The 22,074-nt window shown below is 60.9% G+C and carries 24 protein-coding genes; 13 read left to right on the top strand and 11 right to left on the bottom strand.

Annotation, left to right across the window (positions count from 1 at the left end):
- Positions 1-43: 43 nt before the first annotated feature.
- The 11 genes from PMI04_RS02290 (at position 44) to PMI04_RS02240 (ending at position 8,620) form a co-directional block, all read left to right on the top strand.
- Positions 44-334: a hypothetical protein gene (locus PMI04_RS02290; RefSeq protein WP_007710974.1), complete on the top strand. Its 291-nt coding sequence runs from the start codon at positions 44-46 to the stop codon at positions 332-334.
- Between the two features lie 393 nt (positions 335-727).
- Positions 728-1,444: a Crp/Fnr family transcriptional regulator gene (locus tag PMI04_RS02285; protein ID WP_007710979.1), complete on the top strand. Its 717-nt coding sequence runs from the start codon at positions 728-730 to the stop codon at positions 1,442-1,444.
- Positions 1,445-1,501: 57 nt separating this feature from the next.
- Complete coding sequence (locus tag PMI04_RS02280; RefSeq protein ID WP_007710982.1) at positions 1,502-1,702, top strand: hypothetical protein; 201 nt, start codon at positions 1,502-1,504, stop codon at positions 1,700-1,702.
- Positions 1,703-1,862: 160 nt separating this feature from the next.
- The gene (locus tag PMI04_RS02275; RefSeq protein ID WP_007710986.1) at positions 1,863-2,957 is read left to right on the top strand and encodes a glycosyltransferase family 4 protein; all 1,095 of its coding nucleotides are present in this window, start codon (positions 1,863-1,865) and stop codon (positions 2,955-2,957) included.
- Positions 2,958-2,965: 8 nt separating this feature from the next.
- Positions 2,966-5,185: an amylo-alpha-1,6-glucosidase gene (locus PMI04_RS02270; protein ID WP_007710989.1), complete on the top strand. Its 2,220-nt coding sequence runs from the start codon at positions 2,966-2,968 to the stop codon at positions 5,183-5,185.
- Between the two features lie 114 nt (positions 5,186-5,299).
- On the top strand, positions 5,300-6,364 hold the full coding sequence (locus tag PMI04_RS02265) for an AI-2E family transporter (RefSeq protein WP_007710991.1): 1,065 nt from the start codon (positions 5,300-5,302) through the stop codon (positions 6,362-6,364).
- A 117-nt stretch (positions 6,365-6,481) separates the two neighbouring features.
- Positions 6,482-6,667, top strand: coding sequence for a hypothetical protein (locus PMI04_RS02260; RefSeq protein WP_007710994.1), 186 nt, complete (start codon positions 6,482-6,484; stop codon positions 6,665-6,667).
- A 260-nt stretch (positions 6,668-6,927) separates the two neighbouring features.
- The gene (locus PMI04_RS02255) at positions 6,928-7,404 is read left to right on the top strand and encodes a hypothetical protein (protein ID WP_007710998.1); all 477 of its coding nucleotides are present in this window, start codon (positions 6,928-6,930) and stop codon (positions 7,402-7,404) included.
- A gap of 107 nt (positions 7,405-7,511) precedes the next feature.
- The gene (locus tag PMI04_RS02250) at positions 7,512-7,706 is read left to right on the top strand and encodes a hypothetical protein (protein WP_007711000.1); all 195 of its coding nucleotides are present in this window, start codon (positions 7,512-7,514) and stop codon (positions 7,704-7,706) included.
- 46 nt (positions 7,707-7,752) lie between these two features.
- Positions 7,753-7,899: a lmo0937 family membrane protein gene (locus PMI04_RS02245; RefSeq protein WP_007711003.1), complete on the top strand. Its 147-nt coding sequence runs from the start codon at positions 7,753-7,755 to the stop codon at positions 7,897-7,899.
- 544 nt (positions 7,900-8,443) lie between these two features.
- Positions 8,444-8,620, top strand: coding sequence for a hypothetical protein (locus PMI04_RS02240; RefSeq protein ID WP_007711008.1), 177 nt, complete (start codon positions 8,444-8,446; stop codon positions 8,618-8,620).
- Between the two features lie 60 nt (positions 8,621-8,680).
- On the opposite strand, the gene PMI04_RS02235 is transcribed toward PMI04_RS02240, so the two are convergent.
- The gene (locus PMI04_RS02235) at positions 8,681-9,160 is read right to left on the bottom strand and encodes a DUF1543 domain-containing protein (protein WP_238535929.1); all 480 of its coding nucleotides are present in this window, start codon (positions 9,158-9,160) and stop codon (positions 8,681-8,683) included.
- Between the two features lie 17 nt (positions 9,161-9,177).
- Positions 9,178-10,869 (bottom strand): FAD/NAD(P)-binding protein, encoded by a 1,692-nt coding sequence (locus tag PMI04_RS02230; protein ID WP_007711013.1) that lies wholly within the window; start codon positions 10,867-10,869, stop codon positions 9,178-9,180.
- A gap of 368 nt (positions 10,870-11,237) precedes the next feature.
- Between PMI04_RS02230 and PMI04_RS02225 the strand changes: the two genes are divergently transcribed.
- Positions 11,238-12,131 carry an SDR family oxidoreductase gene (locus PMI04_RS02225; RefSeq protein WP_007711016.1) on the top strand — a complete coding sequence of 298 codons (894 nt, stop codon included), beginning with the start codon at positions 11,238-11,240 and terminating at the stop codon, positions 12,129-12,131.
- Between the two features lie 103 nt (positions 12,132-12,234).
- Here PMI04_RS02225 and PMI04_RS02220 read toward each other — a convergent pair whose 3' ends face one another.
- Positions 12,235-12,672: a DUF3597 family protein gene (locus PMI04_RS02220; protein ID WP_007711019.1), complete on the bottom strand. Its 438-nt coding sequence runs from the start codon at positions 12,670-12,672 to the stop codon at positions 12,235-12,237.
- A gap of 124 nt (positions 12,673-12,796) precedes the next feature.
- Here PMI04_RS02220 and PMI04_RS02215 point away from each other — a divergent pair, with 124 nt between their 5' ends.
- A complete protein-coding gene (locus PMI04_RS02215; RefSeq protein WP_007711022.1) occupies positions 12,797-13,366 on the top strand; it encodes a DUF4142 domain-containing protein in 570 nt (189 codons plus the stop codon).
- A gap of 230 nt (positions 13,367-13,596) precedes the next feature.
- On the opposite strand, the gene mobF is transcribed toward PMI04_RS02215, so the two are convergent.
- The 8 genes from mobF to PMI04_RS02175 all read right to left on the bottom strand — a co-directional run bounded on the left by mobF (position 13,597) and on the right by PMI04_RS02175 (position 22,073).
- Positions 13,597-16,359 (bottom strand): MobF family relaxase, encoded by a 2,763-nt coding sequence (mobF, locus tag PMI04_RS02210; RefSeq protein ID WP_007711025.1) that lies wholly within the window; start codon positions 16,357-16,359, stop codon positions 13,597-13,599.
- Positions 16,359-18,236, bottom strand: a complete 1,878-nt coding sequence (locus tag PMI04_RS02205) for a type IV secretion system DNA-binding domain-containing protein (protein ID WP_007711028.1) — start codon at positions 18,234-18,236, stop codon at positions 16,359-16,361. Before PMI04_RS02205 ends, mobF begins: the two co-directional genes overlap by 1 nt.
- On the bottom strand, positions 18,233-18,604 hold the full coding sequence (locus tag PMI04_RS02200; RefSeq protein WP_007711030.1) for a hypothetical protein: 372 nt from the start codon (positions 18,602-18,604) through the stop codon (positions 18,233-18,235). Before PMI04_RS02200 ends, PMI04_RS02205 begins: the two co-directional genes overlap by 4 nt.
- A gap of 286 nt (positions 18,605-18,890) precedes the next feature.
- Complete coding sequence (locus tag PMI04_RS02195; RefSeq protein ID WP_238535930.1) at positions 18,891-19,469, bottom strand: lytic transglycosylase domain-containing protein; 579 nt, start codon at positions 19,467-19,469, stop codon at positions 18,891-18,893.
- Between the two features lie 107 nt (positions 19,470-19,576).
- Entirely contained in the window at positions 19,577-19,915 is a 339-nt protein-coding gene (locus PMI04_RS02190) for a DUF736 domain-containing protein (protein WP_007711034.1), read from the bottom strand.
- Positions 19,902-20,492 carry a S26 family signal peptidase gene (locus PMI04_RS02185; protein WP_007711037.1) on the bottom strand — a complete coding sequence of 197 codons (591 nt, stop codon included), beginning with the start codon at positions 20,490-20,492 and terminating at the stop codon, positions 19,902-19,904. Before PMI04_RS02185 ends, PMI04_RS02190 begins: the two co-directional genes overlap by 14 nt.
- Complete coding sequence (locus PMI04_RS02180) at positions 20,489-21,001, bottom strand: DUF2840 domain-containing protein (RefSeq protein ID WP_007711045.1); 513 nt, start codon at positions 20,999-21,001, stop codon at positions 20,489-20,491. Before PMI04_RS02180 ends, PMI04_RS02185 begins: the two co-directional genes overlap by 4 nt.
- A gap of 220 nt (positions 21,002-21,221) precedes the next feature.
- Positions 21,222-22,073, bottom strand: a complete 852-nt coding sequence (locus tag PMI04_RS02175) for a replication initiator protein A (RefSeq protein ID WP_238535932.1) — start codon at positions 22,071-22,073, stop codon at positions 21,222-21,224.
- Position 22,074 lies beyond the last annotated feature (1 nt).

Genomic DNA, 22,074 nt, shown 5'->3' with positions numbered 1-22,074 from the left:
CGGCAATGTGGCCGCCGCCAATATTTCAAGAGGGTGAGGGTCGATGATTTTTCCTAAGAAAGCCATGCAGAACCGGGCGTTCGGCAAGTCTCGTGATGAGGCGATGCAGGATGCGGTGAAGATCGGGATCGCGGAAACCGCAGCACGTGCCGCCGTCACTGCGACGGTCACTTTCGCAGTGGGGTGGCTCCTCAAGCGGACCTTCGAGAAAACGGTGGCGCAAACCGCGCAATCTGCCTGCAAGACCAAGCCGTCCATGGCGACGAACAGCCCTGCAGTCAGCTACAAGCAGACGCGAAAGCGCACTGACACGGATAATTCAAACGACTTCTGACATGTTGCCTGTTGGATTCCGGATGGATTGGCAGAGCGATCGAAATCAGAAGGTTCGACCTCGATAGCGTGCATCCACAAGAATATCATGGAGCATGATATTTCCGTGGATACAAAGCGGGCGTTCACAGGTTATTGTTTGGCAAGTCATTGATTTGCGGCCCCCCTAGCCCTGCATCGAAAGATGCAGGGTTTTTAGTTCATTGATTGTTGCACCCTTTTGACTGACCGCGAACCGGTTGCCCTTACTGCTCATTAATCTGGCACTCCGATGTCATCCGCGCGGCTGTTGACAGGTCAATGGGCACGAAGTTCGAGGGATCCTTTGCGCTCGACCCTTCATTGGTGATGTGCGAATGCGTTGACCATCCATTTTGCAATGCTGGATATGATGATGGTGTTTGCCGACTTTCTGCGCGGTCGCAGGCGTGAGTTGCTGAGTGCCCACGACCTTGGCGAACTTGAGGCTATGGTGACCGATCTGAGGACCTTGCCTGCCCGCAAGACCTTCATATCTCGCGATCAAAAGGTCACCATGAGCACCTATCTCATCGAAGGCTTCATGTGCCGATACATGGACGACCGGCAAGGAGACCGGCAGCTGGTTGCCGTCCATGTGGCAGGTGACTTTGTCGATCTTCATGGCTACCCGCTGGGGCATCTTGATCATGACCTCGCCACCCTGACCGCCTGTCGAGTGGCATTGGTGCCTCATGTTGCGCTCGATCATCTTGTCGCGACGCGCCCGGCACTCACAAAATTATTGTGGTTCAGCACGCTCCTCGATGCCGCCATGCATCGCGAATGGATATTTCGCCTTGGTCGTCTCGATGCGGTTGCCCGGGTCAGCCACTTCTTCTGCGAAATCGAAGCGAAATTGCGCGCGATCGGGCGAAGTGATGGGGCACATTTTACACTCCCGATGACCCAGGCTGACCTGGGGGAGGCGTGCGGGATCACACCGGTTCATATGAACCGGATGCTGCGTGAACTCAAAGATCGCAATCTCCTGGCAATCCACCGCCATGATGTTGAGATCCGTGATCTGAGAGGTCTGGCGCGGTTGGGCGAATTTGATCCTGCCTACCTGTTCCTCGACGACCAGAACTGACGGAACCGCCACTGGTGGCATATCGTTCTTGTGTCCTTGAGAAGGAGCAGAGCCGTTATGCCTACCCCGGGTATTCATGAAGAAGCCGGCATTGCCTCAGCCCACGCCGGATTGATCATGCTGGATGGTCCGAACGGTATCGCAATAACGCTGACAGCCAATGCAGCAGAGGGGACGGGCCTTTCCCTCCTGCGTGCCGCCGAAATAGCGCGTGAGCAAATGGCCGCAGGTGAGGACGAGGATTTTCCGGAAGAGTAAAATTGTCGTGATTGATCTACATCAATACTCGAAATCATTTCGGTATTGGATTGTATTTTTTATTATTGCTGCAATGCAACTTTAGGCATTTGCGCGGTTTTACTTTGCGGCTCGTGCTCAGGGGGATGAACGAGGCCTATCTCCGGTAGAGGATAGCCGCATGAAGATCGCTCAAATCGCTCCCCTTGCTGAAAGTGTGCCGCCCAAGCTTTATGGGGGTACCGAACGGATCGTCTCCTATCTCACCGAGGCGTTAGTGCATCAGGGGCATGAAGTGACCTTGTTCGCGAGCGGCGATTCTCAGACATCGGCTGAGCTTGTTCCGATTACGCCGGCGGCGCTGCGACTGACCCCGGGGATCGTCGACACCATACCTTATCATATGATGATGCTAGATGCGGTGCGGCAAAGGGCCGACGAGTTTGATGCGCTCCATTTCCATATCGATCTTCTGCATCTGCCCATGATCCAGGATTTTATCGGACGTACCGTCACCACATTACATGGTCGACTGGACCTTCCCGATCTGCCGCCCTTCTACCGGTGTTTTGGCGATCACTGTCTCGTGTCGATCTCCGATCATCAGCGCCATCCCATGCCACCGGTCAATTGGGGTGCGACCATCTACCATGGTCTGCCGGTCGATCTGCTACAGCCGAGCCTCGGCGCCGATGAGGGGTATCTCGCTTTCCTCGGGCGCATTTCACCCGAGAAAAGACCGGACCGCGCCATTCGCATCGCAGCCCGGGCCGGCATCGAACTGCGAATTGCCGCAAAGATCGATGCTGTCGATAGGGGTTATTGGGAAGAGGAAATCGCGCCCCTCATCAAACTCTATCCCAATATTCGCTTTATCGGCGAGATCAACGAACAGCAGAAAGCGGATTTTCTCGGGGGTGCAAGGGCCTTGCTCTTCCCGATCGACTGGCCCGAGCCTTTCGGTCTTGTAATGATCGAAGCAATGGCTTGTGGGACACCGGTCATTGCGTTCCGATGCGGATCGGTGCCCGAGATCATCGAACATGGGCGCTCGGGTTTCATCGTGGACAGCGAGGACCAGGCGGTCGATGCGGTGGGCCAACTTCGTCATCTTGAGCGCGCAAGGGTGCGTGGCGCGTTCGACGCACGGTTCACGGCTGGCAGGATGGCCGCAGACTATGCTGCATTATATCACAGGCTGCCCGGCGCCCGTACGGATGCCGCCTGGCTGCGTCGCCAGCGCGGCGAGGAGTCGGAATTGCAGATCGTCGCATAAGAGTCGCCATGTCGCTGACCCAACCGCAGCCAGGGGTGCCCGGCATTGCAGGAGGACAGGCGCTGTCACAGGCGCAGACCCAGTTCTTCATTCCTGCTGCCGCTTCATTGCACGAGCGTCGGCCACGCACACTCAAGCATGGAGACAGCTTTGCTGTCTTTGACCATAGCGGCGATGCCATATCCGGGCCCGGCAGTCCCGAGGGTTTCTATCATCGCGATACGCGCCACCTTTCGCACCTTTATCTCACGGTCAACGGCATGCGCCCGATACTGCTGAGTTCGGCGCTACGCGACGACAATGCGATGTTGACCTGCGATCTGGCCAACCCGGATTTCCTCGGATCAGACGGCCGCGTCGAAGTGGAGCATGATCTGATCCATCTGCGTCGCAGCCGCTTCCTGTGGGACGGCGCGATCTACGAACGGATCATCGTGCGCAATTTTGACATTGCAGAGCGCCGAGTATCCGTGGGCCTCTCCTTCGCTTCCGATTTCGCGGATCTGTTCGAGATACGCGGCATGACAAGAATGCGCCGTGGTACCATGCACGAGCCCAAGGTCGCAGAGGCCGATGTCCTGCTGGGATATAAGGGGCGTGATGGCCTTGAGCGGTCGACACATCTCCATTTTGATCCCGCGCCAGCGCAGCTGACGGCAGAGCAGGCGCTATTCGATGTCTCTGTTGCTCCCGGCGGTCGATGCACATTGTTCGCACGTGTTGCCTGCGAACATGTGAGCGAAGTTGATCAGCCCCTGCCCAAGCTGTTCCTCAAATCCCTGCGCGAGGCCATGCGTGCGCTTCAGGTTTCGCGCCGCCGCGGCGCATCGATGCGATCGTCCAATGACCTCTTCGACGCTGTGACGCGACGTTCGGTATCCGATATCTCGATGCTCTCCACCGATACGGAATATGGGCCATATCCCTATGCAGGCATTCCCTGGTTCAGCACGGTTTTCGGCAGGGATGCACTGATAACCGCACTCCAGACGATCTGGATGGACCCGGCTATCAGTCGAGGCGTGCTGGGATATCTCGCCGCGCACCAAGCGACGCATTTCGATCCAGCCGCCGATGCCGAGCCAGGTAAAATCCTGCATGAAGTGCGTCATGGCGAAATGGCCGAACTGGGTGAAGTTCCTTTCCGCCATTATTATGGCAGCATCGATTCCACGCCGCTTTTCGTCATGCTGGCCGGTGCATATCTGGAACGCACAGGAGACCTTCAGTTTCTCGCCAGAATATTACCCAATATCAAGTCTGCATTGCAGTGGATCGACAATCATGGCGATCGCGATGGCGACGGCTTCGTTGAATATGGACGACTGACGGATCAGGGCCTGCAGAATCAGGGCTGGAAAGACAGCCATGATTCCATATTCCATGCTGATGGCAGTATCGCCAAAGGCCCGATCGCTCTCGCCGAAGTTCAAGCCTATGTTTATGGCGCGTGGCAGGCGGCGAGCAGCATTTATCGCGCAAAAGGGGATCTGGATCGCTCGGAATCCTATCTCGCTCGAGCCGTAGATCTGCAGGATCGTTTCGACGCGACTTTCTTCGACGCGGAACTGGGCACATATGTGCTCGCGCTCGATGGGCAGAAGCAGCCCTGTCGCATTCGCTCCTCCAACGCAGGCCATGTCCTTTATACTGGTCTGGCCCGACCAGAGCGCGCACCCATGGTTGTGGCGACATTGATGGCGCCCGCCTCATTTTCCGGCTGGGGCGTAAGGACGATAGCGTCGACCGAGAAACGCTATAATCCCATGAGCTATCATAACGGGTCGATCTGGCCACATGACAATGCGCTGATTGCCGCGGGCTTTTCGCGATATGGCTTTCAGCGTCAGGCGGCGCAGATTTTCGAAGGCCTCTTTGCCGCTGCAACCTATGTTGATCTCCTGCGCCTGCCGGAGCTGTTTTGTGGTTTTCCGCGGCGGCGTTCGCAGGGCCCGACCTTCTATCCGGTCGCCTGCAGTCCCCAGGCATGGTCGGCAGCGGCTCCCCTGTCGCTCATTCAGGCCAGTCTGGGGCTGGGGTTCGACGTGTCGTCCAACGAAATCATCTTCCGCCAACCGACCTTGCCGACATTTCTCGACAGTCTTTTCATCGCGTCGCTGCCATTGGGGGCGGGAGAAGCGGATATCATGCTCGACCGCCTCGGAGATACGGCGGTCGTCAAGCCGCAGCATCGTGACAGTCGGGTAAGGATCGTCACCATAGCGTGACCATCCTGTTTGCCCAAGCCGCAGAGACGAGCCGGATGGCAGAGGCGGATTGTCTCCTCCCGTACAAGGCGCCAGCCGGACTGCGCATGTCAGCCATGATCGATCGGATTTCGAATGATATCACGCGAGCGTATCGACAATGGAGGATTGATCCTCTTCATCGCTATCTCGACGGTCGGACTTGGTCTGATTATTTCCGGTTTCATCTCGGCATTGCTATGGGCCGCTTTGGCAGCCTTGCTGTTTCAGCCGCTTTACAGGCATATCCTGACCGATTGTCGCGGACGACGTAATCTGGCGGCAGCGCTGACGCTGCTCATCATCATCATTGCCGTCATCATGCCGGCCCTGATCATTGGAAGCCTCGTTGTCGAGCAGGCGAGCGGCGTTTACGCAAAGATCAGAAGCGGCCAGATCGACTTCGCAACCTATTTTGGTCAGGTTCATGCTGCCTTGCCGATGCGCATCCAGCATTGGGTCGAGAATGCCGGCTTTGGCACGTTCGAACGAGCGCAGGCAAAGATTTCTCAGGCGTTGAGCGCCAGCGCCAGCATGTTGACGCAACGCGCTCTGACGATCGGCGCGGATGCTGCTGCTTTCGTACTCTCCTTCGGCGTGGGTCTCTATGTGAGCTTCTTTCTCCTGCGAGATGGGGAGGCGCTGACACCTCAGATCATCAAGAGATTACCTCTCGAACAGGCCATATCCCATCGGATCGTAGCCCGCTTCGTGATCGTTGTGCGCGCGACGATAAAGGGATCGGGAATCGTTGCCCTGGCGCAAGGCGTTCTGGGCGCCGCCACTTTCTGGATAGTCGGCATGCCGGCCGCCCTCTTATGGGGGGTGCTCATGGCGATTGCGGCCCTGCTGCCAGCGATCGGGCCTGCGATAATATGGCTTCCTGTGGCGACCTATCTGCTTGCGACGGGCGATCTTTGGCAGGCAATCACCGTGATTGCTTCAGGCGTCTTCGTGATCGGTCTTGTCGACAATCTCCTGCGGCCAATGCTCGTTGGTCGGGACACCGGGCTGCCGGACTGGCTCATATTGGTGACGACTCTGGGCGGAATCGAGACGCTTGGCCTTAGCGGCATCGTGGTGGGGCCGATCGGTGCGGCATTCTTCCTCACGGGATGGGATATATTGTCAGAGCAGAAAGGCGCTTCCACATGCGACTGAAGCGTCGATTGCCAGTCCGCGCAAAGTGCCCGGGAACACGAAATCGAAATAGTGGAACGATCGGACGATTGCCGCATTGTCGGCGGACCAAAGGCGCCGCACTCGAGGTCTTCGATCATGTTCAAATATGTTGCGATCAGGCAGGAAAAGGGCCGCTGGCATGTCAGTGCCGAGAGCGGGCGGGCGGGAGACCCTGTTCTCAATCTCGAAAATGGGGGCTATGCCTCTCGCATGGATGCCCTGCAGGCCGCGATGATCTACGCGCAGGACAATCGCCTGGATATCGTCGAGATGGCTCTTTGACGCGAGCGGGACGCTGGCGCGGCCGCGTCCTCCAACAGGCATTTGTCGTTCGAAATCCTGTTTCCGGTCTCGCGCAGCCCGAGCGAGTCAGAACCGATACCTTTCAAATGTTCGGAGCGATGGTGACATGAGCATCATCGCTCATTTTTCGATCTTGTTCGTACTCTTTACGGCGCGAAAGCGCAGCCATTCGTCGCAGCCACATGAACAAGCCGCACCCAAGCTTTGGTGCGCCATCTCGATATCATCGGGGACCAGGCATGGTTCCTAAGTCGATCCTCTTGCCACGAAATGGGTGGGTGCCAAATAATCCCGTCCTGCCGGTCAAGCTTTATCTCGAAGTGGAGCCAGGTGAGCGGACGGATCTGGCCGAAACTTTCGAGGCACGCTTTCAGAGACATGGCTGGGAGCCCGAATGGCGTGATCAGATCTACGATTATGATCATTATCACTCGACCGCACATGAGGTGCTGGGGATGGCATCGGGTCATGCCATTCTCGCGCTTGGAGGATCCAAGGCATTTGAAATCAAGGTCAGAGCCGGCGACGCGTTGCTGCTGCCTGCTGGAACCGGGCATCGCGCAATTGAGCAGAGCCGGGACTTTCTGGCGGTAGGCGCATATCCGGCGGGACAGAATTGGGACATTTGTTGCGTCGCGCCCAGCCAGACGATGCTGGATCGGATCAACAGCCTGGCTTTACCGAAATATGATCCGGTCACCGGAAGCACATCTTAGCGGCCATCACCGCCGGCCTGCAGCCTGATACCGCTTAACAAGTGGATGCTCAGGATGGACCATTTCAGACATTGGGGCGTTCATTGCATCAAGGAGAGACCAAGCCGATGCACCTTCCCCCCGTCATGCATTTCGTTGAGACGCTACCCGCCCCGCTGCCGCAGATAGGCATGTTTTCGGATGCGGAAGAGCTGCAGCTTTCGGACGACCATATGCCGACCCGGTCTGTCAGCGGGCAATATGTCGCAATGGGTGGCGCGATGCTGCTCACTGCCATGCTGCTCGCGCGTGGGCTGCGGTAAAGACCGGCCGGGCAACGTCTCCAAAATCACAAACAGGAGCCCCTTCATGTTGTGGACAATTCTACTCGTCATCCTGGTTCTCTGGGTTCTGGGCGCGTTCGTCATCCCGATCGGGGGTGGTCTGATCCATCTCCTCCTGGTTCTCGCCGTCATTGTTCTGGTCTATCAGTTCGTCACCGGACGACGAGCCTGACCGGCCCGACCGAGCGCGTGAAAACCCATGCCAATCGCGATCGGAGATGGCGCGGTCGGCCCAAGAGGAAGACTGCCATGCCGCACAAGGATGTTCGCGCTGAAAAGACAGCTGAAGAAGCCGGGGATAGAACGGAGAATATGGGTAGCTGCGGCGCGGCGCGACGTCCGGTTTCTGCAATCGAACAGTCGGACGGGTCATCCAAGCGGGCACGGCCGATCCTGACGCTTGCGTTCACCGCACTCGGGCGCGCCTGAGCAACGCCGTCGCCCACGGGCTTTAAAACGGCGTGTATCCCCATCATGGCTATCGCCCGCTTGGCTTGTTGCCGGGCAATTGACGCGCACATGGTCCCGGTAGATCGCGACGTGCATCAGGTCCGCCTCCTGGCACGCATGCTCAGTCATGCCGGCGCGCTGGAAACTCTTCGCGAAATCGTACTGATCGAGATCAAAGTCAGCCGATTGGCCGGGAACGGCCTGCCTGGCCAGGGATTGATCTTGGTGTTGGGCGGCATCCGCCCCTGGCGAAATTGGAGAGTATCATGAGCATTGAAGGCAAGGCCAAGGAAGCCGCCGGTTACGTGAAGGAAGAAGCTTTCGAGCACGGCAAATCGCCGGAAAGCCAGAAGAAGGCCCAGGAAGGCCGGGACCTTCGCAATGAGGGGCGGATCGAAGACGGCAAGCCGCCGAAGACCGACAAGCCCGGCACCGGCGATTGACAATCTTCAAGGTCAGAATGCGCCGCCCCAGACGGGGCGGCGTTTTTCGTTGGCGCTCATCTATCTGAGCGGCTTGTAGCTGCATGTGAACCGTGTCGGGCGAGCTGGCATGCTTGGCGTCAAATGGTTGTGGAGCTGTTCCCCTATCAGGGCATCGAGCGCGAAAACCTGCTCGGCTTCATATATGTCGTCGCGATGGGCGTCCTTCCAGCCCACCCCTGCTTCGATCGCCTTGGCCTTCGCTCGCGTCAGGCTGGTCGCAACGACGAACATGTTGCGATGCTGCTCTGTGAATTCCGCCGGATCATATCCCCCTAGGTTCACATAATATAATTTCTCGGCGCCCGTCCATCGCTCCGGGCGCAGCGTGACGTCATAGCCATCGGCATGATCGATAATGGCCCAGCAATCGATGTGAAGCGTGCCTGGTGTTCCCCACCATTGCTCCCGCAATGCGGCATAGGTGTCCTTGATCGTATCGGCCACGACGAACCGCATATCGTGGATTTCGATGTGGGCTTTGGGATGCTCGCCGCCCACATATATTGCAAAAAGCTTCATATCGATGCTCCGGCCTGTTGGTCGGGTCGGACAGCCGTCCGGGAAGCCCGCGTCGCGATGGCGGCAGCCAGTTCGGCGCCGACCACCAGACCCATCTCATGCGAGCTGGTGATGCCCTGGACAAACGGATGCCGGCCAAGAATGAAAGGCAGGCTCAGACAGTATAGGCGGTGGGTCACCGGGTCATCAGAGACAGGATGATAGCCCTCGTCGATCGCAATGCCTTTGACGCTGCAGCCTTGTGTATCGGCAGCGTTCTGCACGATGTCCTGCTCGATCATTGTAGGGAAGGGAAAGGCGTCAACATCGAGCGGACGCTGTCCGGTCGCTTCGATGAACACAGGATAATGATGATCCTCGCCATCGATCAACACATGCGCACCACGATCAGCGCCATGACTATCGATCCTGTAATTTTCGCCCAGGGCCTTCACATCCAAAATACCCGCCCGATGCAAAGCGATCAGGCGTTCGATGGAGAGGTGCGGTACCGTGGCATAGTCGTCGACGAAGATCGGCTTCAGAAAGCGATCAAACCGCTCAAGTTCATCTTCCTCGAGATGCGGGACGATCAGCGCCATCACCTCATGCATGCGCAAGATGGCATAGCGCCATGGAACGGTGATCTCCTTGGCGAAATTGCGCCTGGCTTCGGCGAGGTTGGCCTGCGCCCATTCGAACGGATCGACATCCGCGCGCTCACCAAAGTAGCGATCAGAAAATTGCTCGAGCGTGAGGTCTGCAAGCGCAATGCCTGTCGCATAATCCGGGTCAGCCTCCTCCAGCTCCTGCCGGAAAAGCGCATAGGCTCGATGAAGAATATCGCCTTCTCCATCCTCGATCAGATGAATGACCGCTGCCTGCGTGCAGATCGCAAGCGGTGTGTAGGGGATGGGATGATAGAAATCAGCCTCCGGAAGCAGCCCCTTGCGCGACATCATCGTCAATTGAAGCGCGTCGCCGTCGGCCTTTGACCGATATGTCAGAGCCTCGCCTTCATGGCCTTCGAACTGGCCATGGGCGACGGCCAGAGCCACCACGGCATCGATTGCTGTCAGCGAGCTTCCCCGCAGACCAACCTTCGTGGCGGCAATCCGCTGGAGCGCGCTTGCCGGCCATGGGCTCAGATAATAGCCGGGCCGCACTTCGGGCTCTTCGGGCCACTGATGCCCGGTCGCCAGCACGACATAGTCGAACCATTCCTCTGACCGGGGCAGGCGGGCGGACGCGACAGTCAGCTTCAGGCCATCTCCGACCGCTTCAATGTCGACCACTTTCGTTCGTGCGCGGACATTGACATCGATTCCCTTCGCTCGGGCGCGCTCGACCAGTTGGGTGAACTGGTCGAGAAAAAACCGGCCGAGCGCTAGCCGAGGATAGAAGGTTCTTTCGTCGACGCCCGATGGATCGATGCCGAGCGCGCGAAGCCGGTCGTCATCCTGGCGGCCGAGCCAATCGATTAATGTCTCAGCCAGAGGGGGAATTTCGACACTCGCAATGTTGGACAGCATCGCAGGGTCGTTCCAGCCTGGTCGATATGGGGTGCCAAGACCTGGCTGGGATTGGGCCTCAAAGATGGAGATATTGGCGTCAGGCCGGCCAGTAAAATTGCCAAGGGAATCGATCAGCTGGTTCAAGGTATAGATGGTAGTCGGACCTGCGCCGACGAAAGCAATTGCGGTAGCCATGTCGGTGCAATTCCCGTGACGCAGTTCAGTGCCATGGATGCCGTCAAAGTTGATGCGAATTAAGCTCTTTTCAACGCCACCCGGACTTCCATCCTCTGCAACGCATCAGGATGCGGAGCGCGGCCTCAAACTCAGAACCGCCCGACCCGTCGCCATGACAGCTCAATATCCTGTGCGCTTGTCGCGACAGCTGGTGATGCAATGGCGCCCCGGCAGCAGGTCGACCGCTGCCCTCATCTGGCGCTCCGTCAAACTGATCGACGCAACCTGATCATTGGAACCAGATGCCGGGACGGCTCGTAAATTGCCCTGTCGCCTCAAAAGGCGAACCGGACAATGTCCATCATAGCACTCAGCAAGGAGCGAACATGGCAGAGCGTCTCACCATGCAGGATCCACGCACGCAATATCCCAGGCCGCCATTCCCCGAGCAACCGCAACCTGCTCCGGGCATCGCCGCGAACATGGATCCCGAACCTGATCATGGCGAGGACAGCTATGTCGGTTCAGGAAAGCTCAGCGGCCGCAAGGCGCTCGTTACCGGTGGCGATAGCGGCATCGGGCGGGCTGCGGCCATCGCCTTTGCGCGAGAGGGCGCCGATGTCGCCATCTCCTATCTTCCGAGCGAGGAAGCTGACGCAAGAGAAGTGATCGAGCTGATCGAGCGAGAGGGGCGCAAGGCCGTCGCGCTACCGGGCGACATCACCGACGAGTGCTGGTGCCACAAGCTTGTCGATGAGACGCTTTCCGGCCTCGGCGGGATCGACATCCTCGTCATCAATGCTGGCCATCAACAATATCGCGATGACGTCACGGCCGTGAGCTCGGAAGATTTTGATCGCACGCTCAAGACCAATCTCTATGCCATGCACTGGATTACGCAGGCGGCGGTTCCCCATCTTCCAGCTGGCGCATCCGTGATCACCACCGCATCGGTGCAGGCCTATGAGCCGTCGGCTATTCTTCTGGACTATGCCACGACCAAAGCAGGCATTGTCGCCTATACCAAGGCGCTTGCAAAACAACTGATCGAGAAGGGTGTCCGGGCCAATGTGGTCGCGCCCGGCCCATTCTGGACCGTGTTGCAACCCAGCGGGGGGCAGCCGCAGGAAAAGGTCAAAAAGTTCGGGGAGCAGAGCCAGTTCGGTCGTCCTGGCCAGCCGGTCGAAATCGCTCCTGTGTATGTGCTGCTGGCCTCGCAGGAGGGCAGCTATATCACCGGCGAAGTCTATGGCGTCACCGGGGGCGCCGGTATCGCGTGATGCAAATAACGGCTCCGCATCACTGCGGAGCCGTTATCGTGACAAATATCTGGAGAGGATGCCGCCGCAATCGATTTTGCGTACCCGACCTTCGCGAATATTCTCAGTGACGCAAACTTTCCGGAACGAGACCGCCATTTTCAGCCAGTTTTGACATGACCGCCTTGTGAAGCGCGATATTCTGCTCCGCGCTGCCATCTGCGCCTTCCCGCACGCCAAGCTCGTCTGCCAGCTCCTTGCGGGCCGTCAGGCTGGAATCAAGGTCGAGCAGCTTCAAAAGGTCGACGATCGAGCTTTCATAATTTCCCCCGCCTCCCTTGGCTTGAGCCATTGCCGAGAGGACCGTGCCGACATCGACCTCGACGGAGGAAGCTGGTTGCGGTGTCGCCGCCGGGGCTGCCGGCGAGGTGGTGGGAGCTGCAGCGGGCGTTGGCGCAGGAGCTTGTGTGTTGCTCTTCGTCGGGTTGGCGGCAGTCTTGTCGCTCCCCTTCGCGTCAGCATGTCCGAAAATCTTGTCCCTGATCTTGCTGAAGATGCCCATATCGCGTCCTCCAAAATTTCGATTGAACCATCCTCAAACGACGAGCGACAAAGAAGGCTCCAGCGGAACGCGCTTGAGAGCCACGGGTTGAAGCGCCAACACAGACCAATCCCGGAGACGATCGATGAAGACGCAGCTCACAATCGTGGCAATTTCCTTGGCGGCCCTGACGCTTGGCGGATGTGGCAAGAAGGCCGACACCATGTCCGGTGAAAATGGCGCGATGGCGTACAACAGCGCCAACGCGGCGCAGGCGCCTGTCGCAGAGACGCAAGGACAGCAATTTGCCAATGTCGCGGCTGCAAGCGACGCCTTCGAGATCGAGAGCTCCAAGCTGGCCGAGACCAATAGCCAGTCAGCGTCGGTGAAGAAGTTCGCCGCCTCGATGATCAAGGCGCATGGCGACTCCAGCGCGAAACTGGCTGATGCTGCCCGCAGCGCCTCTCCCTCTATCCTGCCGAACCCGGCGCTGACACCCGATCAGCAGGAAACGCTGAATGCTCTCAAGGGCAAGAAGGGGGCCGACTTCGATGCCGCCTATATTGACGCGCAGGTCAAGGCCCATCGAGGCATGCTCGATGCCCTCAAAGCCTATTCAGCAACGGGCGAGGTAGCGTCGCTGAAGCATTTCGCATCCAGCCTGGTGCCTGTCGTGACCGGACATCTCAATATGGCAAATGGTCTCAAATCCTGAGCTGCACCCAAGCCCGAGCATATACATAAAGCTGGACAGTCTTGTCAGGTGACTGCTTACCCTGCTCGCGCCCCTTTGTCGGATCGGGGGGGGCGAGCCGACAATGTTGCTGTCCGGAACGCAGTGACCGGGAATGCAAGGTCCGCAGAACAGGAAGCCTTGGGCCATAGCGCTTGCCCGCGTCCGCCCTTCATCTGCGAGATGAAAGGGTGACTGATGCAGGCCGGGCCTCACCCCAGACCAGCGCCTTTCATGGCGCCAGCAGCGAGCGCCGGGACCTTGGCCTGAGATAGCGCGGTCTGCACCTGGCCTGCCCGCTCGTTGATCGCAGCCACCAGCCTGTCGCGATCATTGGTGTAGATGGTCGCGGACAGTTTTGCGCGGGAGATTCCCACGTAAAAGGACTTCTGATCGACCAGATTGGTTGCTCTGCTATCGACATGGATGATGACATGATCGGCGGTCCGTCCCTGCGCGGCGAAGGCGGTATCGACATAGGCATGGGCAATATGGCGGTCGCGGGCGGAATCGAGATGGAGCGTCCCGGTTTTGCCTCGGTCGGTCCGGACCGTGGCAGTGCGGGCCTCCCGATCAACTGCAAGCACATGCGCCCGCGCGCCGTTGACCCGGCCGGTCTCGCGGTCATTTCGGGTGAACCGGATGGCATCGCCGGCCCTGATTTCGATCGGCTGGGCTAAGAAGACCTGGGAATGGCCAGCCCCCCATTGCCGCAGGCGCCAGTCGACCTCGCGACCATCTTGGGCCCTGAGCGCGATGGCAGCCCTGGCCGGATCGATGCTCTCGACGCGATAGGCCTCTCCACGTGCCACTCCCTTTTCGGCATAGTCACGGGTGAAGCGGACGACGTCGCCCTTGTCGTAGCTCAGCGGATCGCGCGCATCGGCTCGAGTCAGTCCCTTGTTGGCGAGACTTTCCACGGCGACGGCGGAACCGGTCAATATCTCCGATCGAGCGAGGGCGGCGCGAATGTCGGCAGTCAGCGCATCGCGCCCTTCGCGCGATGGTTCGATGATGATGGTGCGGGCACGCCCTGCCTTGTCGAGCGCCGCATATCGCCGGGCTATGGCAGCGAACCGCTCCATCCGGTCCGCGCCCTCGATTACCTGCCCACCACCTCGATCCAGCGCGGCCATGGCTTTCCTGGCATCCCCCTCGACCGATGCCAGCACCGCTTCTTTGGTGGCGCCATTGATCTGTCGCACGATTTCGGTCAGCCTGGCGGTTTCCATGCCAGCGCCCTGTAACTGGGCAAAGGCCGCGCCCGCCTCGACTGAACCCAGCTGCTTCACGTCCCCGACAAGCAGAATGCGGACATCATGCTTTGCGGCCAGTTCGAACAGTCTCGCCGTGTCGCGCGCGGACAACAGGGATGCCTCGTCGACGATCCACGCGGCAGGGCGACCAGGTCCTCCACGCTCTGGCGATAGCAGGTGTCGCGCCACGGTATCGCCATTTGTGCCCAGCGCCGCCCCTAACGTCATCGCCGCTGACGCCGTGGGAGCAAGAGCGGTGACGGACACACCGCGTGCCTGAGCCTCACGGGCAAAGGTCGCCAGCACGGTCGTGGTCTTGGCCGTGCCGGCATAGCCCTGAACAGCCGTGATCCGGTTGCGACTGGTCAGGAGCTGCTGGGTGGCAGAGCGCTGATCGGAATTCCAGCTATGACCCGCGCGTTCGGCCTGCGCTGCTGCGGCCGCTACCGCCTTGGCGGCAGCAAGAGGGGATGCGATGGGGGCCAGCGCGCCGCGGCCGTCCGCCTCGATCCGCAGCATCCTGGCTTCGGTCTCTACATTCTGCCGGGTAGTGAATCCGGCAAACGTGGCGCCGCGCCGGTCGATAAAGATGCGCTCCAGCAAGTCGCCCTGCTGCATGGCCGTATCGATCGCGGCGCCGATGTGCTCGTAGCCGATCCGACCCAGTCCGATCCGTCCAGCTTCCTGTCTCAAGGCGGCCGCCGAGAATAGCGACTGTCGCTCGCCCAGCTTTTCGGCGGCGTGGGCAACCGCACGGGCTGCGGCGGTCTCACCCTGAAATGCCATTCTTGCGCGATGGCAAGGATCGGCCGCTCGGGCCTGGGCTTCTCTTACCATCATCGACCGTGCCTCCGGCCCGAATCCGGCTCTGGCTGCCGTCTCGCGCCATTGCGCAACAAGTCCCACCTGATCGGCGGCGACCTTGGCTTCGCGCGTGTCGAGCGCGGCAACCTGCTTCTCCAGAGCGCTGGCGGCATCACGAGATGTCCCCCGTTCGACAAGCGCTGCCTCGATCTGGGCGCTCCGGGTGCTGAACGCGTCAATGACGCCGGCCGGCACGTGTCTGATCTCGAACAGGGATTCCTTGCCTGCATCGATCTCATAGCCCAATTCCCGCACCTTCAAAGCCAGTTCCTGCCGGTAGATCGCGCCGATCTGCTTTTGCAGCTGGTAGAGCGCGCGTGGTTCGAGGCTGCGCCAGCCACCTTCCTCACCCTGCGTGGCGTTCATGATGACATTGTGGGTATGAAGCTGCGGGTCCTGGGCGCGGCTGGTACCATGCTGAAAGCTGGCAATGACCAGATTGTCGGTCGCCGCGCGCGCAACGGTGCCGCCATCGCGGACACGGGTGGCCGCCATATGGCGTTCGACATGGGCCATCGCCGTTTTCACGGCTTGACGATGCGCCTCGATCAGGCGCCGGTCACCTGCCACCTCGGCCATGATCGATACCGACTTGGGCGCGCTCAAGGTTACATCCCAGCCGGGACGATGCTCAAGCGCACCACCTCGATAAGTGCCAAGCTGCTGATCGCCGATCCTTCCATCCAGCAAGGCACGAAACTGGTCGCGATCCACCTCGCCAGACAGGCCGAGCGCTTGAGCGCCCTGTCCCTGCCAAAGGGAGGGGGATAATCCGCCCTGGGCATAATAGTCGTCGGCCTCATAATAGCTGCTGGCCTGCGCAGAACTGGTCAATGCCGATACCGATGCCACCATCACACCGGCCCCTGGCTTTCGGGCTGGATGGAGAGCGGTGACGATGCCGCTGGCGATGGCGTCGCTGGTGCTGGCGGCGCCGGTGACGGCAGCGACGCTGGCGCAGCCTTGCCCCAGAGCATGGTCGCCGGATCGGCTTCAACGAGCGGTGGCTGGCCCGTGGGACCGCGCCGCGCGATATGAGCGGCGGTCAGCCGGATCCTGGCCACCGGCAAGCCGTCGGGCAGCAACAGATAGCCCTCATGGCGTGCGAGCCGCAGCTCGCTCTCCAGGACGGCCGGGCGCACTTCGCGCATCCTGCCCAGATTGATGCGGTGGCCCTCATCACCATCCCCTACCATATCGGTCTTGGTCCGGAATTCCATCTCGCACTTGCCGATGGTCTGGCTGGCCCATTGCCTCGTGGCGCTGTCGATGCTTTGCAGGAACAGCTTGCTGTTGCAGCAGCCCAGCATGGCCTCCGCGATCTGCGGCCCATAGCGGTGCTGCATCTGGCCCAGCGCCTGGAAGGTCAGCACCACTGCCGCGCCGAACTTGCGGCCTTCGGGCAGCAGCCGTGCCAGATTGTCGACGCGGGGCAGGTCGGCCAGCTCGTCCAGGACAAACCAGATGCGCCGCTTGTCGGAAGGCGGCAGGCCCAGTACGGCGCTCGCCGCACATTCCAGCCAGCAGGCGAGCAGCGGTTTGGAGGCCTCGAAATAATTCTCCTTCCGCGGCACGAAGATCCAGGGCCGCGCGCCGGAATGTCGGTCGAGCCGTTCGAAGAAGGTGCGAAAGGCGAAGGGACTGGCCTTGGGGTCTTCGGCACGCAGGAACTGGATCAGGTCCGCGGCTTTGGCGAGCATGAAGAGGACGCTGCCCGTTGCCCGGTCGGCATCCTCGGCAAAGGTGCGGGACGATGAACTGGTGGCGAGCCATTGCTTCAGATCATCCTTGGGACGGTTCTTCAGGGCATGGAGCAGGTCGGCCAGTGTGCCCCGCTTCTCCCGCCACAAGGCCCGTATCATGTTGGCGACCAGGATACGGCTGGTGTCGAGCCACACGTCGCTGTCATGTTTCCCGGTCTCGGTGATCAACTGGTGGGCAATGCGGTCGGCATCGGCGGGATGGGCGATTTCGGCAAAGGGCGACCAGAAGGCGCAGCGAGCGTCGAACGGATTGAGGATCACGTCGCCACGTGCCGGATCATAATAGTGCGCGATGAACTCGCCGCTGGTGTCATAGACCAGGGCGGCTTCGCCGCGCGCTTCGATCCCGTCCAGCAGCTGGCGCAAGACCGTGGTCTTTCCGCTGCCGGTCGTGCCGATCATTGCCAGGTGACGGGTTTCGAGACGTGCGGGAATCGGCACCTTTCCGATCGACAGGGCGCGAGCGTTGGCTTGCTTGCGGGTGAGCCTTGCCAGCTGCTTCTCGCCCACCACCTGTGTTCCGCCGATCCAGCGATCCGCCAGCAGGCGCTCGCGTTGCCGCGCCATCGCATGGCGCAGGGCGACCAGCGCCAAAAGCCAGCCAGCAAAGCCCAGCACGCCGCCCCATTTGATGCAGGACCAGACAAGTCCGACATGATGGCGGAAATAGGGATGGGCGATGATCTGGCGCGCCGATCGGCCTTGCTCGATATGGTCGGGATAATGGACATCGATACCCGTGTCCGCCTTCCAGCTCGAGACGGCCAAGAGCTTGGTCCTGGCCCAATAAAAGGTGCCGCTCGCCAGCATGCTGTCCTTGCCCAGAAGGATGTTGGGCAAGGACAGGCCGCCGATGGCAATGGAGGCCAGCATGACGATGGCCTGCCGTTTCAGGCGCGCGAACTCGATCCCCAGATGATGCTTGCGCAGGGCCTCGGCATGGTTGCGGCGATCGTCGGCGCGACTCATGGCCGATGATCCTGTGCGAGCCGTCGCTGCCGATCATAGGCGGCGTGGATTTCCTGGGTGAGGACTTCGTCGGTCTTGCGCGTGCCGCTCGCCGCGCTGCGGGCGTAGCAATAGGCGGCGCAGGCGGTGAACAGCGCCCGATCCAGCATATGTTCCACGTCCACGATGCGCGTGCTGACCGATGCCAGTTCGGTCACGATCTCGCGGGTGTCGATCGCGCTGCCTGTCCCCTGGATGAGGGCAGCCAGTCCCATGTCCACGACTCTGGCGAGCATGGCATATTCGCTCAAACCGCGCTGTCTGGCGAATGCGGCGAGGGTGCGATGCTGGGCTGGAGAGAGCCTTACGGTCTGGGCCCGCGCGCTCATCGCAATGTCCCCGGCGAGATGCTATCCGCCATCGCGCGAAACGGCACAAAAGCGTGATATGCTCGCTGCTGAAGGTGACGAGATGCTATTGGCATCCCGTCAAACCAGCAGAAATGCGCGATGCACCCGTGCGTGAGGTGTGTATCTGAATTACCGGCTCGATGCGTAGCATCGCAGCCCTGCAACCTTGCCGAATTGCGGGCTCGATCAGCCCGCAGCTCGATGCGCGGCTTCGACTGCGCGGCACCCCGACAAGCAGGCACGATCCGCGGGGGGCGGCAGTGGCTCATCGCGCCGGGCCACCAGCGGGGCGCACGAAGATGGCGGGCGGGGCTTCCACCGGGGAACGCTCACCTGGCCAAGGGGCGGCGAGCGCGGGATCCGCAAGAGCTGGATCGCCCTGCTGCTTCATATCGGCGCTTGTGCGCGTGAATAGGGCAGAGGCGCGCCAGTCGGGTGGAACAGCCCCGACCCTTTCTCCGGTGCTGCGGCTGCGCGTCCCCGTCACGCGCGCGATATAGGCGATTGTCTCGGCGGGCAGGGCTCGTGCACCCTTGCGATAGGCGTCGACCTGTCCGGGGCCCGCATTATAGGCGGCCAGGGCAAGACGCAGATCTCCGTAGCGGTCGATCATTTCGCGCAGATAGGCGGCGCCTGCCAATATGTTGGCGCGTGGTTCATAAGGCGACATGCCAAGGCCATGACGTCGGCTCAGATCAGACCAGGTGCCCGGCATGATCTGCATGAGGCCCATGGCACCCGCGCGGGATGTCGCGCCCATATCCCGGCCACTTTCAGCCGCCATGACGGCGCGGATCAGGTCCTCGGGAAGGTCGAAGCGTTGTGCCGCCTCGGCGATTGGCATGGCGAGGTCCTGCGCCTGTGGCGGCGCGGCAATGGCGCAGCCAAACGCGCATGGCAGGATGAAATGCAAAACCTGTCGAACGCGGGAGAATGGCGATCCGATGGCCATCAGCTTGCCTCCCTTGGTCGCGGCAGGCTGCGTGACCAGAGCATGGCATGGGCTGCGGGATCGCGATCCGATCGCATCAGATTTGCCCGCAGCGGACGCGCAAAGGACGGGCAATCGAGCAGCAGAGCGATGAAAGGACCGGCCTTGTCGCTGCTGCGCGTCCAGCCACAGCCGACGTCGATCCGCGCATCACCGCGCGCAAGGACGACATGCCAGTCCGGTGCTGTCGCGCGTGTCTTCTGCGCGGCGGGCAGGATCCGGATATCGAGATCGAGCCCCAATGTCTGAAGCCGGCCGGCATATCCGCCGATCACCTTGCGGAACTTACCGATATGCATGGATCACCTCCTTGTCGGCATGGACTGTCGCATTGTCGTGCCAGCGCCAGGGCGCATCCGGCACAACGCGCGTGAGGATGGGCGTCACGGTCCCGATCATTGTCTGATCGGAAAGCGGCCCGAAATAGCGGCTGTCGAAACTGTCGGCTGGCGCATTGAGGAGGAATAGTTCGCCCCGCTCGAGCGTGCGGCAGCCGCTCCAGCCCGGCAGCGCGCGCCCTTCCCGATCCTGCGCAAGAGCGACCGCGCGCGCGACACCATTGATACTGATGATGGCGCCAGCGCGGCAAACGCGGGCGCTGGCCGTGGCAGCGACCCGTTTGATCAGCGGCGTATTTTCGCCCAGATAGCGACGCTGGACCATGAAGGCGGCGAGCCCTGGCGGCGGCATGACGGCGACGAAGATACCGCGCCGCGGGCGTGCGCCGACATGGACGCGATAAAGCCCGACGGGCGCGCTCGCACTGCTGTTCCAGAGCAGGCGTGCACGCGGCCCGATGGCAGCAATCGCGGCAAAAGCGATGGCGAACCCCGCAGCCGCGCTCAGCGTCGCGCGCCGATAGAAAGCGCGGTTCATAGCCCGAGCGCCTGTCGCTTGCGCCAGGCGGCATGGCGCTCGACCGTGTATGCGCGTGGCGGCTCGCCCGCAGCAATCCGGTTGGCGACATGGCTCCAATGTTCGGGCGCGACCGTACAGGGATCGATGCCGGCCGCTTCGATGGCGTCGATCGTCTCGAGCACCCAACGGACCTTGGGCGACCCTTCGATGCTGAGCCAGATTTGCGCGCCCGGTCGCACGAATGGGAGCGGCGAACAGGCCTCGCCCGGCATCATGGTGCGCATGATGTCGATGCGCGATCGGATCGTGCCATAGTCGCTCGCAGACCAGCGAACGAAGGCGACTGAGCTGCCGGGAGGGAAGCGCAAGATGCGCGTGCGGCGCGACAGGATCGTCTCGTCCACTGCCTTGCCGAAGCGGATCCAGTGTTCGAGGCGCTTCTCGATCCAGATGAGTTCAATGTCGGTGTTGTGCGTCCTGGCAGCCATGGCTGTGCCTGACCCGGCGCGGTCCCGTGCTGGCGTCATCTTGCGCCTCCCTCACGGCCGACGGATGCGATCGGCGCGCTCGCGGCGCGCGGCGTTAGAAGGAATCTGGAAGATTCCTTTCTATTAGCATGGTTAGAGGAACCGGGATTTCGGCCGCGATGGCAGGGGTTTATCGCCGAACTCGGTTCCCGATAGGACGAGGATCGGGTTCCTGATAGGACGAGCCTGCCGGTTCCCGATAGGACGAGCCGGACCGCGCTCATCGCAACGGCCTCGGGCGGCTCCGGCGCAGCGCACGCTCATAGCTGCTGAGCGCGATCGGCGCGAAACTCAGCCTGTCCCGATCGATGAGAAGGCTATAGCCGGGCAGTGGCTGACGGCGGACGATGTCCCGCAGCTCGAAGGCGAAGCGCTTGAAAGGCGAGAGGACGCCCGACTTTCTGTACAGATGGGCGAGGTCGAAACTCCAGCCACCTACCTGCCGCCCGCCATGTTTGCGCACGATCCGGTAGAGCCAGCGTTCCAGGCCACCGGTCAGGCGGAAATAGGCCGGATCGATGGTCAGGATGAGTGCGCGATCAAGGACGCCGGCATAGAACCAGTCGGGCAGGATCAGTTCGATGCCGAGCGGCCGGCCCTTGCTGTCGAGCCGCTCCTTCCATTCGTTGATCCAGGAGAAGCGATGCCGGCGGCGTTCATGCTGCTGCCGGATCGAGGTGGCGACGCTGGTCGCCTGCAGCCGATCGAGCGCCGCCTTCAACCGATCATAATTGTCGCGGCCGGTCCCGCGCCCGATATAGGTCAGTATCTCGAAAGGCGTGGTCGCCATGAGCCGGGAGGTCGGGCGGCCGGCGTCGCGGGCCTCGACCAGCTGGCTCGCTGCCCAGATCAGGATGTCGGCGTCCCAGATGGTCGCCATGCCATGTTCATGGACGGCCTCGACCGATATCCAGGTCTGGCCCATTTCAAAGGCGATCGGCACGATACGAGGCGACTTGGCGAGGCTGAAAAAGGGCCAGGCCATCAGATCCTGGGCGTCGCGTGGTGGGATGTTGCCGGGGATGGACAGGAACAGTTCGAGCTGGGCCCGATCGGGTTCGTCCCGGAGCATT

It is taken from the genome of Sphingobium sp. AP49 (assembly GCF_000281715.2).
Lineage (GTDB): Bacteria > Pseudomonadota > Alphaproteobacteria > Sphingomonadales > Sphingomonadaceae > Sphingobium.
The sequence above is the reverse complement of the archived record's forward strand: the minus strand, read 5'-3'. Positions and strand labels throughout refer to the sequence as shown.